The sequence below is a fragment of the Streptomyces sp. NPDC059957 genome (genome assembly GCF_042730015.1).
Lineage (GTDB): Bacteria > Actinomycetota > Actinomycetes > Streptomycetales > Streptomycetaceae > Streptomyces.
Window position 1 is genome coordinate 1 of the sequence record NZ_JBHWMB010000130.1, and the last position, 12762, is coordinate 12762.

Genomic DNA, 12762 nt, shown 5'->3' on the forward strand with positions numbered 1-12762 from the left:
GGATTCATCCAGCCCCGCCGGCGTTTGAGGCGATCCTTTCAGCCCGTCCGGCGTTTGAGGACCGGGGTCCGGGCAGCGCCCGGGGAACGGTGGAAGGGCGGGTAGGGGACAGCCCCGCAGGGCCCGCCTCCCCCGCCGGGCATACGGCCGCGGAGGCTCCGTACCCGGACCGCGCCGGGTGCGAGGCCGCAGGGCGCCGGCCGCAGGGCTGCGCCGTACCGCCGGGTTCCCGGCTCACCGGCCTCCGGACCTTCGGGAAACACGCAGCTCAGCGGCATTGTCAGTGCCCCCGCCTAGACTCGACGGCAGACGGGCTCAGTCTGACCACAAGAGTGACGACGCAGACCGCGACGGCCGCGGAGACCGGCGAGAAGGGGGGACACGATGGCCATGCCCACGACGCCGCACGCACCGCCGCGGCCACCCGCGCCCGGGTCGGCTTCCGCCCTGCCGCGGCACGCCGCCGTGTTCCTTCCCGCGGCCGTGCCCCGCGAGAGCCGCATCGCGTTCTGGGCCCCCGACGGGGCCGCCCTGCCCGCCGAAGGCACCCCGGACACGCTCCAGGTGGTCCGCCCCCATGGCGAGGGCATCCGTACCCGCACGGTGCCCGCCGTCACGCTGACGGTCACCGCCGCGCTGCCCGTACTCGTCCGCGCGGTCCGCAGACCCGCCACGCATCCCGCGACCCGCGCCTGGGGGACCGCCGCCGTCCAGGCGCTGTCCCTCGTCGCGCGCGGCCGGCTGCTGCCCGGGCTGACCCCCGAAGGCGTCGACGCCTGGCGGGCCGGGCCCCTGGACGCCGAGGACATCGCGCATCTGCGCGCGGTCGCCGCCGCCCTGCCCCCCGAGGGGTACGCCACTCCGCTCGCCGGCCGCCGCCCGCTCCACCTGCCCGAACCGGAGGCTCTGGTCAGGGCGTTCCTCGATGCCGTCGCCGACAGCCTGCCCCGGACCCCGGCCGCGCCCTTCGCCGCGGGCCGGCCGTTCGCGGCCCGTGAGCCGCAGCAGGTCCCGGGGATACGGGACTGGGCCGCGCAGGTCGCCTCGGGCGCGGACACCGGAGTCGGGATCTCGTTGCGCCTGGACCTGTCCTCCTTCCGCCTCTTCGACGAGGCGGAGAGCGGGACGGATCCGGAGGAGGACGTGCGCCGCGCCGGGGCCGCCGTCGTCCAGGTGCACAGCCTCGCCGACCCGACCCTGGTCACGGACGCGGCGATGCTCTGGGCGGGCGCCGCGGCGGCCGGTTTCGGACCCCGCGCCCGGATCGACGCCGTCCTCGCGCTGCGCCGGGCGGCCCGGGTCTGGCCGCCGCTGCTGCGGCTGCTGGACCAGCCGGTCCCCGATGTCCTGGCCCTCTCGGACCCCGAGCTCGAAGACCTGCTGGGCCGGGCCGCGACCCGGCTGGCGGAGGCCGGAGTCCTGGTGCACTGGCCGCGCGAGCTGGCTCGTACGCTGTCCGCGACCGCGGTCGTACGGTCCACCGCGCCCGGTTCCGCCACCGACGGCACCGCCTTCTTCGACGCCGAGCACCTCTTCGCCTTCTCCTGGGAGCTGGCGCTCGGCGGGGACCGGCTCACCCCGGGGGAGATGGACGCGCTCGCGCAGGCCCACCGGCCCGTGGTGCGGCTGCGCGACCAGTGGGTGCGGGTCGATCCGGAGCTGGTGCGCAAGGCGCGCAAGCGGGAGCTGGGCCTGCTGGACCCGGTGGACGCGCTGGCCGCAGCACTGACGGGGACGGCCGAGGTCGAGATCGAGGGGGAGCCGGTGGCCGCGGTGCCCGTGGGGGCGCTGGCCGCCCTGCGGGACCGGCTGACCGGGGAGCCGGCACCGCTGCCCCAGCCGGCCGGGCTCAAGGCCACCCTGCGCGACTACCAGGCCCGCGGTCTGGCCTGGCTGGACCTGATGACCTCGCTCGGACTCGGCGGCTGCCTCGCCGACGACATGGGCCTGGGCAAGACCGTCACGCTGATCGCGCTCCACCTGCACCGCGACCGTCCCGAGCCGACGCTGGTGGTCTGCCCGGCCTCGCTGCTGGGCAACTGGCAGCGGGAGATCGAGAGGTTCGCCCCCGGCACGCCGGTGCGCCGCTTCCACGGCGCCGGGCGCAGCCTCGAAGGGCTGGCCGGCCCGGGCGCCGGGGGATTCGTCCTCACCACCTACGGAACCATGCGCGCGGGCGCGGCCCGGCTGGCCGAACAGCCCTGGGGCATGGTCGTCGCGGACGAGGCCCAGCACGTCAAGAACCCGCACTCGGCGACCGCGAAGGCGCTGCGCACGATCCCGGCGCCCGCGCGGGTGGCGCTGACCGGCACCCCGGTGGAGAACAACCTCTCCGAGCTGTGGGCGCTCCTCGACTGGACCACGCCCGGACTGCTCGGCCCGCTCACCGCGTTCCGGGCCCGGCACGCCCGGCCCGTGGAGCACCAGACGGAGGAGGACGGGGGCAACGAGGCTGCGGTGGCCCGACTGGCCGCGCTCGTCCGGCCGTTCCTGCTGCGGCGCAAGAAGTCCGATCCCGGTATCGCGCCCGAACTGCCGCCGAAGACGGAGACCGACCACCCCGTGTCCCTCACCCGCGAGCAGGCCTCCCTCTACCAGGCGGCGGTGGACGAGGCCATGGCCGTGATCGGCGCGAGCGAGGGCATCGAGCGGCGCGGCATGATCATGAAACTGCTCGCCTCGCTCAAGCAGATCTGCAACCACCCCGCTCAGTATCTGAAGGAAGGAGAGCCGCGGATCGCGCACCGGTCCGGGAAGCTGGCCCTCCTCGACGAGCTGCTCGACACGATCCTGGCCGAGGGCGGCTCCGTGCTGGTCTTCACCCAGTACGTGACGATGGCCCGCATCATCGAACGCCATCTCCTCGCGCGCGGCGTCGCGTCCCAACTGCTGCACGGGGGCACGCCGGTTCCGCGCCGCGAGGAGCTCGTGGACCGGTTCCAGGCGGGCGAGGTGCCCGTGTTCCTGCTCTCCCTCAAGGCGGCGGGCACCGGCCTGAACCTGACTCGCGCCGGCCACGTCATCCACTACGACCGCTGGTGGAACCCGGCCGTCGAGGAACAGGCCACGGACCGCGCCTACCGCATCGGCCAGACCCAGCCCGTCCAGGTCCACCGCATCATCGCCGAAGGCACCGTCGAGGACCGGATCGCCGAAATGCTGGAGGCGAAGCGGGCACTGGCCGATGCCGTGCTCGGCTCCGGCGAGACGGCGCTGACCGAGCTCACCGACCGCGAGCTGGCCGACCTCGTCTCCTTGCGCAGGCCCGGATGATCACCGCGCGCGACGACCGCCGCCGCACCTTCGAGACCGTGCCTCCGGGCGTGGAGGCCGTCAGCTGGTGGGGCCGGGCCTGGGTGTCCGCCCTGGAGTCGGTGGCCCGCGACGGAGCCCGCCTGACCCGGGGGCGGACGTACGCCGCCGAGGGACACGTCGACGCCGTCACCATCACGCCGGGCCGGATCGTGGCCTACGTACGGGGCAGCCGGCCGCGGCCGTACCGCACCGAGCTGTCCCTGCCCGCCTTCTCGGACAGCGAGTGGAGCGAGCTGCTGGAATCGGTGGTCGCCGATCCGACGGCGCTCGCCGCGCTGCTGGAGCGGGAGGTCCCGGAGTCCCTCGCCGAGTCGGTCCTGCCCGGTGCGGGAGAGCTCGTGCCGCGCTGCTCCTGCCCCGACGTCACCCGCCCGCCCTGCAAGCACGCCGCGGCCCTCTGCTACCGCGCCGCCCGGCTCCTGGACTCCGACCCCTTCGTCCTGCTCCTGCTGCGCGGCCGCGGTGAGCGCGAGCTGCTGGATGAGCTCACCCGCCGCAACGCCGCCCACGCCGCGCGCGAACAGCCCGACGGGACACCGGACTTCCCCGGCGTACCGGCCCGAGCCGCGTTCACCCGTACCGTCCTGCCGCCGCTGCCCGCTCCGCTGTCGGCGCCCTCCGCCGTCGGGATGCCGCCCGCGTATCCGGCCGACCCGGCGGCCCCGGACCCGCTCGCCCTGGACCAGCTCGCCGCGGACGCGGCCGCCCGCGCCCTGGCGCTGCTGCGCACCGCAGAGGATCCGATGGCCGGGCTGAGCCGATGGCAGGACGCCGTCCGGCTGGCCTCGGCCCACCCCACGGCCGGGCTCACCGGCGCCGCCCGCGCCCTCTACCGCGAGCTGGCCCGCGCCACGGGACGCAGCACCACCGACCTGGCCCGGGGGGCGGCCGCCTGGAGGCAGGGCGGTCTGCCCGCCCTGCTCGCCCTGGAAGAGCCCTGGGACCCGCCGGCGGGCCCCTTCGACCGGGCCCGCCCGGCGCTCCTCGCCGCTGCCCAGGGCTCGTTCCGCCCCGACCGGAACCGGCTGACGGGTCCCTCCCGCCAGCTCCGGCTCGGCCGGGACGCCCTCTGGTACTCCTACGAGAACCGCCAGGGCGACGACGACTGGTGGCCCACGGGCCGACCCCCTTCCCCGGACCCGATCACGGCCCTGCTGGGCTGAGCCCGGCCGCCCACTGGTCGAGAGTGGTGAAGTCCTGCGGGCGCAGGCCGTGGCGTGGGTGGATGCGCAGGAGCAGGGCCGGGGCCGGGTGATGGGTGGCGACCCAGGCGCGGTCCCGGGGCGTGATCAAGTCGTCGACCCAGGCGAAGGGCCGGCCGGCCGCCCATTCCACGAGCGGGCGGGTCTTCCAGAAGAGGCCGTCGGGGTCGCGGGCGAAGGGTTCCGGCCATTCGATGACAGGAAGATCAACGGGTAGTCCGATGTGCGGGGAGATCAGCGTGTTGGCCTCGTGCGTCCAGGCGGTGGCCCAGGCGATTTCGTAGGGCAGGGCCAGCAGCCGGGCCCCGTGGGCCGGGTGCAGGCGCACCCGCAGGCCGCGCCTGGTGCTGCGGGATTCCGGTGCGCGGTAGGACAGCCAGATGCTCGGACGCATGCGGTGGCTGGTGTATCCGCGGAGGCCTGCGAGGCGGGACCGGAACGGGTTGAGGGGGCCGTCCACGTCGAGGAGGAGCAGCGGGGGAGTCATGAAGTAGGGATTACCCAGTACACGATGGAGTGAAATGCCTACCGGCGCTATAACCCGAATGGGGTTACGGCGTTGTTTCCGGTACGGGTGCAAGACCCGTGGACCCTTCCGGAAGGCAGGAAAACTGATGCGTCACAGTCGTCGGAATGGCTTGATCGCGGCGGTGGTTGCGGGGGGTGGGCTCGCGGTCGCGGGTGCGGGTGGCTTCGCCTACGCCGACGCCGAGGCGGGCGGGCAGGCCGTGCGTTCACCGGGGGTGCTGTCGGGGAATCTGCTGCAACTGCCGGTGCACGCCCCGGTGAACGTGTGCGGCAACACCGTGAGCGTGGTCGGCGTACTCAACTCGGCAGCCGGGAACCGGTGCGTCAACGCGGACCAGGGCGGCGGGAAGCCGGGCGGGCCCGGGCATCCCGGGCCGCGGCCGTCCGGCCCCTCGCACCCCTCGAAACCCGGCGCCGGAAACGGTGCGGGGAAGGGCGGGCAGAGCGGCCACGACGGAGACGGCGGGCACGGCGGGCCCGGCCGGGGTGCGGTGGCCGATGGGCGCGGAAAGGATTCTCCGGGGCTGCTGTCCGGCAACGGGCTCCAGCTCCCCGTCCAGGTGCCGGTCAACATCAGCGGCAACTCGGTGAGCGTCGTCGGCGTCGGCAACTCCTCCGTGGGCAACACCTCCGTCAACGGCCCGGCCCCGGTCGTCGGCAAGCCCGTCCAGCCGCCCGTCACCGTGCGGCCGGTCACCCCGCCGGCGCCGCCGGCCCCGCCGCGCAACCACCCCTCGGCGCTCGCCCACACCGGGGCCGAGGACGTCGGCTACCTGTTGTCCGGCGGCGGCGCCATGCTGCTCGGCGGAGTGCTGCTCTACCGCCGCTTCCGGCTCAACTAGCCTGCGCGGGCGCCCCGGATGGCGCCCGCCAGCCGTCCAGGACCGCGTCGATCCGGGACGCCAGCCGGGCCCGGGCCGCGAACCGGGGCACGCCCGCCATCAGCAGGGCGTCGTACTCGGTGTCGAGGTGCCGCACGGCCGCCCGTACCGCCGCGTACACGGCCGGCGGATCCAGGGCCCGGCCGGCCGCGCTGCGGCCCACCCGGCCGCTGCCGCGCACCGAGGCGTGCGCGGCGATGGCCTGGGCCCGGTCGGCGGGGCACCCGGGGAACAGGCGCAGGATCTCGGCGGCGAAGGCCGCCGTGAACCGGGTGTCCTCGGCCGCGCGGCGCAGCCGGTCGCGCTCCCGGCGGCGGGCCCGCGCCTCGGCGTCCGCGAGGCAGGCCCGCTCGGCGCGGGCCAGGGCCGCGTCCTCTACGAGGAGCCCCAGGCGCTCGTAGCGACGGCGGCGCCGGTGGAAGCGGACCACGACGGCGGACAGCGAACTGGCCTCGTGGGCCCGCCGGGTGAGGGCGGTGTCACCGCGCGGCAGGTAGACGAGGTGTCCGAGGTCGGCGCAGTCCAGACAACGGGGCACGCCGGCCTCGCGGACGAGGTGGCGCAGCGGTCCCTGCCTGCACTCCGCGCAGTGGATCTGCTTCGTCGACTCGAAAACGACCAGACTCATGCCGAACTGATACCGCCGTTCCGGCCGTATATCACCTTGTAGGAATGGATAGTTGCGGTTTCACAGACTCTTCCCCGACCTCATGGTGTCCTCCTACCGTGAGTCGAGTGGGCCGCGGCCGGTCCATGGAGGAGGGAAACATGGCTGGACGGCAGGCAACGGTCGGGCGCCCGAGAGTTGCGGGGCGGCGTCCGAAAGCGGAGGTGGCCTCCGACCTCGTGGTGAGAGAGGTCGGTATCGAGCCCGGCGGCTGCACCGGCTGGCACTATCACCGGGTCCCGTTGATGGTGGTGGTCAAGTCCGGCACCCTGACCCGGATCCTGCGCGACGGCACGGTCGAGGTGCATCACACCGGCGCCGGCTTCGTCGAGCCCGCCGGCCGCCGCCACGTCCACCTGGGCCGCAACCTCGGCACCGGGACGGTCGTGCTCTGCGTGACCGCCGCCCTCCCCGAGGGCGACCCCTTCGCGCTCCCCGCGGAGGCTCCGCCGGGGGCCACGCCGTGCGCGTGCCCCACACGGACGCTGTGAACTCCGGCCGCCGCCCGTGAACCGGGCCACCGCTCAGACGAGTCGGCGGATCTCCCCGCGCACGCGGTAGAAGCCTCCGGCCGCCGGGTGCAGGCCGTCCACCACGTACCGGGCGCCGGGCTCCCGTATCCCGCGCGGGAACTGCACGTTCCAGGAGGGCTCGAACCCGCCCGACACCACCTGTACGCGCATCCGCTGGCCCTGCTGCACGCATTCCACGACCACACCGCCCGCGGGCACCGAGGACACGGACACCGTCGCCACCGCGGCGGGGGTGGCGGCCGGGGTGAAGACGGGCAGGGCGGCCGCCGACTTCACGTCCACGGCCGTCGGCACCGACCCCTCCCGGGCGGCCGCGATCGCGGCCTCGCTCGCGTCCACGCACACCAGCGAACCGTCCGTGGTCACCAAGTACAGCCGCTCGTCCAGGTACTGCATGGACAGTGCGGCCCCGCTGCCGGTGCCCAGCTTCCACAGCCGCCGCCCGTCGGCGTCGAAGCAGTACACGGACGACGCCAGGTCGCCGGCGAAGACGTGCCGGCCGTCCGGCGAAGTCGCGCACGAGTAGACCGCCGCGTCGCACCGGTACGAGGCCTCCAGCGCGCCCGTCGCCTTCGACAGCCGCTCCACCGTGTTGCGGCCGGTCCCCGCGTACACCGCGTGGTCCTCCTGCCAGCCGAACAGCACCGACCCGTTGGTCTGCGTGTGCCACAACTGCCCGCCGCCGTCCGGGGCGTAGGCCGTGACCCCCTTGCTGTGGCCGTGGTAGACCGCCCGCTCGTCCGCACGCACCATCCATGCGTTCTCACCGGCCGAGCGCCGCGACCACTGGAACTCGTCCTCGTGGTCGATGACCGTCAGCCCGCCGCTGCGGTCGGACACGTTCAGCACGCCCTCGCGGATGTCGAGCCAGAAGATGTCCACGTCGGCCGCGATGTCGTACGCCCCGAACGGCACCTTCGAGGACAGGTCGTACACCGTGCCGTCGTCACAGCCCGCGTAGATCCAGAACTCGTCCGCCACCAGGCACTTCACCCCGTCCGGCAGCGAGTACCGGGCCAGTACCTCACCGTCGTGGCTCACCGTGTAGACGTCGCCGGCCTGGTTGCCGACCCAGCAGCGGTCCTCGTCCACGTGGATGCCGAAGGCGGAGGACCCCGTACGGAACCGCCACAGCACCGGGGCCACCGCGCGTGCGGTGGACGGGGTCGAGGTCACCTGGCGGCGCGTCACCGACCGGGCCGCGCGGGCTCCGCGCACCGCCGGGGCGTAGCCCTTGCGGACCTTCTCCCCGACCTTCTTGGCGGCGGCCGCCCGTGCCTTCTCGGCGGTCGGGAAGGAGGAGTTCTGCAACTGGCCGTCCGCGCCGATGCGTCCGTACCGCACCGAGACGGCGGTGCCGTCGACGGTGACCTCGTAGAACTTGTGGGCACCGCCGTCCTCCTGGGACAGCTCCAGATACGTCGTCTCCCGAGCCATGACAGACCCCTCCCCAAGGCCGGGCCACCGGCCCCCTGTGCGCCGGTGATCCCTCCTGAAAAACGTTAGGGGCCACCACTGACAATGGGCTGGTGCAGCTGGAAGCGATCACATGGCAGCGGATGGCCGAGCGGCTCGCCGGTCACCTCGACAACGACGACGGCAACGAGAAAGAGAACGAGAACGAGAACGAGGGAGGCAGCAGCGGTAGCGACGAGGGTGGGGGCGGCCCGGCCGCCGGATGGCGGCGCGTGGGCATCGACGGGGCGCCCGCCGCCCACACCGCGGTCCTCGCGGCGGAGCTCGCCGACGCGCTGCGGCTGCGCGGGCGTTCGGTCCTGGTCGTGGCGGCCGAGGGCTTCCTGCGCCCGGCCTCCCTGCGCTTCGAGTTCGGCCGCGAGGACGTGGACTCCTACCTCGAGGGCTGGTACGACACGGCGGCGCTCTGGCGGGAGGTCTTCGGCCCGACCGACCCCGGCGGCACCGGCCGGGTGCTGCCCGACCTCTGGGACCCGGCCACCGACCGGGCGACCCGCAGCCCCTACACCGAACTCCCGCCCGGCGGAGTGCTCATCGCGCACGGCCCGCTGCTGCTGGGTCACTGGTTCCCCTTCGACCTCAGCGTCCACATCGGCCTCTCCCCGGGCGCGCTCGCCCGCCGCACCGAGGAGTCCGCCCGCTGGACCCTCCCCGCCTTCGCGCGCTACGAGGCCGAGACCGGCCCCGCGGACCGGGCCGACGCCCTGGTCCGGGCCGACGATCCGCGCCACCCCGCCTGGACGGGCCTGCGCGCAGGACGCGCTGGCTGACTCGGCGGCGCACTCCCGCCCCGTCACGGAGGTCCGGGAACCGCAACAGGGGGATTCCGGCACGGTGACGATCGGTTCCGGCCATCGCTCCGGCCGGAACCGGGCGCTACGTTGACGGCACGCTTCGACGGCGGCCACCCCCGGTGGCGCCTTGGCAGAGGGAGAAGGCAATGCGCGGACACGGCACGGCGGTTCGGGGCGCGAGACGGTTGCGCACGCAGGCGGCGCTCGCCGCACTGGCCCTGTGCGGGACCCTGGCCCTGACGGCTTGCAACGGTGACGAGGAGTCCGGCGCGCCGGGCACCCCCGCGAGCCCCGCCACCAGCGCGGCCGCCACGGGCACCGCCTCGCCGTCGTCCTCCTCGGCCCCGTCGAAGAAGCCGACCCGGCAGCCACTTCGGCCGCCACCCCGACCGTCACCCCGGCGGGCACGAAGAAGGCGCCGACGCCCGGTTCCACCTGCGACCACAAGATGCCGATCTCGCCCGACGAGATCGCCGTGAACCGCTACACGCCCGAAGGCGGGGTGCACAGCCTGATCATCAAGCACGGCAACTGGGGCTGCGCCGCCCCTGGCGCGGACGCCGCCCCCTTCGTGACCACCGGCAAGGAAACCTTCCTCAACATCGCCGAGGACGCCAAGATCACGGCCGTCACCCCGATCGTCGCGAGCACCGTGAGCCAGCCGATCACGCTCCAGCAGCTCATCGACTGGCTGATCGCCCACCCGAACCAGGGCCGCGTCTTCCGCTACCACGTGGACGGCGCCGGCGTCATCGACTCCCTCGACCAGCAGTACACCTCCTGACTCCTGTCCCCGGGGCCGCCGGCGAGCCGGGTCGCCTACGGCCGCCCACCCAGCCGGGTCACCGCCAGCGCGGCCGCCCGGCACCCGGCCCCCGCGGCCCAGGCCGAGCCCGCTCCGGCCAGCCGGGCCGCGAGGAAGGCGCCCGTGAAGGCGTCCCCGGCACCCGTGGAATCCACCGCCTCGGCGCTCTCCGCCGCGACCTCGGCCGTCACCCGGCCGTCCTCGGCGATGAGCGCTCCCGCCCCGCCCCGGGTGACCACCACCAGCGGCACCCGCCGGCTCAGCTCCGCCGCCGCCCGCGCGACGGCGGCCGCCCCGGCCGGATGCCCGTGCGCCCCCGCGAGCAGCAGCGCCTCGTCCTCGTTCGGCAGCAGTACGCCGACACCCGCCGCGGCGGCCAGGAAGCGCTCCGGACCCAGCGCGGCGAGGAAGCCGGCCGAGGCCGGGTCCACGCTCACCGGTACGTTCCGGGCGCGGGCCTCTCGTAGCGCGACCAGGGCCAGCTCCCGGCTCGCGTCGGCGAAGAACAGGTAGCCCGACAGGTGGAGATGGGCGACCCCGTCCAGCAGCCCGGGCTCCCAGTCCGCGGGGGAGAGCCGCAGCGAGGCCCCGCTGTCGGTCAGGAAGGTCCGCTCCGCGTCCTCGCCGACCAGCGCGACCACCGTCCCGGTCGGCTCGGCGGGGTCGACCACGAGCCTCGGCCGCACCCCCGCGTCGAGCAGCGCCCGCTCGTGCCACCCGGCCGAGTCGGTGCCGACCCGCGCGAGGAGGCGTACCTCCGGGGCGCCCGCGTGGGCGGCCCAGCAGGCCGCGTTGGCCCCGGCGCCGCCCGGCAGGGTCCGGATCCGGGCCGGGGTGTCGGTACCCGGAGCCAGTGGCTCCGCGTGCACCGCCACGACGTCCGTCACCACGTCGCCGACGACGAGCAGCGCCCCCGGCCCTGCGGGAGCGGCCGGAGCCGCGGTCACGGCCGGGCCGCCCAGGCCCGCGCGATCCGGGCCCCGAGGCGCACGTTGCCCCGTACCGCCGCGAGGTTGGCCTCCAGGGAGGCGCCGCCCGTCGCGCGCACCAGGAACCCCAGCAGGAACGGAGTCACCGCCTGCCCCGTGATGCCCCGCTCCCGGCACTCCGACAGCGCCTCGGCCAGGACCCGGTCGTGGAGCTCCGGATCGAGCTGCTGCTCCCGTGCCACGGGGTTGGCCACGAGCAGCGCCGACTCCGCGCCGCCGAGGAGGTCCTGAGCGGCCATCACGGCCGCCACTTCCTCCGGGCGGTGGACCGTCCAGTCCACCGGCTCGCCGGAATCGGCCAGGTAGAACCCGGGGAAACGATCCGTCCCGTAGCCGAGGACCGTCACCCCCAGCGTCTCCAGCCGCTGGAGCGTCGCGGGCACGTCCAGGATCGACTTCACCCCCGCGCACACCACCGTGATCCGGGTCCGCGCCAGCAGTGCGAGGTCCGCGGACTCGTCCTGCGACAACGTCCAGTCCCGGTGTACGCCGCCCAGCCCGCCGGTGGCGAAGACCCCCAGCCCCGCCCGCGCGGCGAGGAAGGCCGTGGCCGAGACCGTCGTCGCGCCCGTCGCCCTCGTGGCGAGGGCCGGGGCCAGATCCCGGTGGCCGAGCTTGCGCACGCCCTCGCCGCCCGCGATCCGCTCCAGCCGGGCCTTGTCCAGCCCGGCGTGGGCCACCCCGTCGACGACGGCGATCGTCGCCGGAACGGCTCCCTCCGCCCGGACCAGCTCCTCCAGTTCCAGGCCCACCGCCAGATTGCGGGGACGGGGCAGGCCGTGGGCGAGGATCGTGGACTCCAGTGCCACGACGGGCTGCCGGCGGTCCAGCGCCTCGCGCACCTCCTCGGACAGGACCGGGACCGGGGCGGCGGCCGCCGCCCCGAACGGGGACGATGCTGTGGGTGCGGATGCTGTGTGCTGTGACATGTCCCCATCCCTGGCACGAGATCCGGGGCCCCAAACGCGCGGACGCCGCACCGGCGCGAACCCGCCTCGGTGGCGTGCCCGCAGGGCGCCGACGCCTCCCGGGACCCGCGTGCCTTCCACGAGGAACTCGCCGACCACTACGACCTCCTGTACGCCGACGGGCGAGCGAGCACGGCCCGCCAGGGGCGGGCTGCCCTCAGCCCGGGGCCGCACCGGGTCCTCGCCAGCGCCCGCGGCACCCGACTCTGGGCCTGTCCGCCCTCGGCGACTGGGTCACGGCACCGACCTGAGCCCCGGCTCCGTCGCCCGAGCCGCCAGGGAGGCGGGCGCGCGGGGGCTGTGGGGCCGGCCGCGCCGGCCCGGACGTCCGCGGGTGTGCCGCTGAGCGGGGGCGAGGTCCCCTACCCGCCCTTCCACCGTTCCCCGGGCGGCCCGGACCCGAAAGACCCGGGGCTCCGCCCCGGACCCTCCCCCGGCTACCGCTGGGAGGTGCCCCCTGCCGGGGGCGGCGCCGTTGCCGGGGGCCGGCCCCCGGACCCCCGCTCCTCAAACGCCGGAGGGGCTGGATTTGGTCTGGGCCGGTCTGCAGGGTGCGGCGCCGTTGCCGGGGGCCGGCCCCCGGACCCCTGCTCCTCAAACGCCG

General features: G+C 75.0%; 11 protein-coding genes. 6 read left to right on the top strand and 5 right to left on the bottom strand.

The annotated features are described in order from the left end of the window. Positions 1-390: 390 nt before the first annotated feature. Positions 391-3273: a DEAD/DEAH box helicase gene (locus tag ACFWBW_RS40320; RefSeq protein ID WP_385384461.1), complete on the top strand. Its 2883-nt coding sequence runs from the start codon at positions 391-393 to the stop codon at positions 3271-3273. Then, positions 3270-4478 carry an SWIM zinc finger family protein gene (locus tag ACFWBW_RS40325; protein WP_385384431.1) on the top strand — a complete coding sequence of 403 codons (1209 nt, stop codon included), beginning with the start codon at positions 3270-3272 and terminating at the stop codon, positions 4476-4478. Before ACFWBW_RS40320 ends, ACFWBW_RS40325 begins: the two co-directional genes overlap by 4 nt. Here ACFWBW_RS40325 and ACFWBW_RS40330 read toward each other — a convergent pair. Further along, positions 4459-5004, bottom strand: coding sequence for a hypothetical protein (locus ACFWBW_RS40330; protein ID WP_385384434.1), 546 nt, complete (start codon positions 5002-5004; stop codon positions 4459-4461). The two genes, ACFWBW_RS40325 and ACFWBW_RS40330, sit on opposite strands and share 20 nt — an antisense overlap. A gap of 163 nt (positions 5005-5167) precedes the next feature. On the opposite strand from ACFWBW_RS40330, the gene ACFWBW_RS40335 reads away from it, so the two are divergent. Beyond that, the gene (locus ACFWBW_RS40335; protein ID WP_385384437.1) at positions 5168-5887 is read left to right on the top strand and encodes a chaplin; all 720 of its coding nucleotides are present in this window, start codon (positions 5168-5170) and stop codon (positions 5885-5887) included. Here ACFWBW_RS40335 and ACFWBW_RS40340 read toward each other — a convergent pair. Then, positions 5880-6554, bottom strand: a complete 675-nt coding sequence (locus ACFWBW_RS40340; RefSeq protein WP_385384440.1) for a DUF2293 domain-containing protein — start codon at positions 6552-6554, stop codon at positions 5880-5882. The genes ACFWBW_RS40335 and ACFWBW_RS40340 overlap by 8 nt on opposite strands. Before the next feature lie 218 nt (positions 6555-6772). Between ACFWBW_RS40340 and ACFWBW_RS40345 the strand changes: the two genes are divergently transcribed. Continuing rightward, on the top strand, positions 6773-7084 hold the full coding sequence (locus ACFWBW_RS40345; RefSeq protein WP_385384443.1) for a cupin domain-containing protein: 312 nt from the start codon (positions 6773-6775) through the stop codon (positions 7082-7084). 33 nt (positions 7085-7117) lie between these two features. Here ACFWBW_RS40345 and ACFWBW_RS40350 read toward each other — a convergent pair whose 3' ends face one another. Beyond that, on the bottom strand, positions 7118-8563 hold the full coding sequence (locus ACFWBW_RS40350; protein WP_385384446.1) for a WGR domain-containing protein: 1446 nt from the start codon (positions 8561-8563) through the stop codon (positions 7118-7120). 92 nt (positions 8564-8655) lie between these two features. Here ACFWBW_RS40350 and ACFWBW_RS40355 point away from each other — a divergent pair, with 92 nt between their 5' ends. Together ACFWBW_RS40355 and ACFWBW_RS40360 are read left to right on the top strand one after the other, a co-directional pair. Beyond that, positions 8656-9372, top strand: a complete 717-nt coding sequence (locus tag ACFWBW_RS40355; protein WP_385384449.1) for a uridine kinase — start codon at positions 8656-8658, stop codon at positions 9370-9372. 472 nt (positions 9373-9844) lie between these two features. Beyond that, positions 9845-10180: a hypothetical protein gene (locus ACFWBW_RS40360; RefSeq protein WP_385384452.1), complete on the top strand. Its 336-nt coding sequence runs from the start codon at positions 9845-9847 to the stop codon at positions 10178-10180. Between the two features lie 35 nt (positions 10181-10215). On the opposite strand, the gene ACFWBW_RS40365 is transcribed toward ACFWBW_RS40360, so the two are convergent. After that, complete coding sequence (locus tag ACFWBW_RS40365) at positions 10216-11148, bottom strand: carbohydrate kinase family protein (RefSeq protein WP_385384455.1); 933 nt, start codon at positions 11146-11148, stop codon at positions 10216-10218. Next, positions 11145-12119 carry a pseudouridine-5'-phosphate glycosidase gene (locus tag ACFWBW_RS40370; RefSeq protein WP_385384458.1) on the bottom strand — a complete coding sequence of 325 codons (975 nt, stop codon included), beginning with the start codon at positions 12117-12119 and terminating at the stop codon, positions 11145-11147. Before ACFWBW_RS40370 ends, ACFWBW_RS40365 begins: the two co-directional genes overlap by 4 nt. Between the last annotated feature and the right edge of the window lie 643 nt (positions 12120-12762).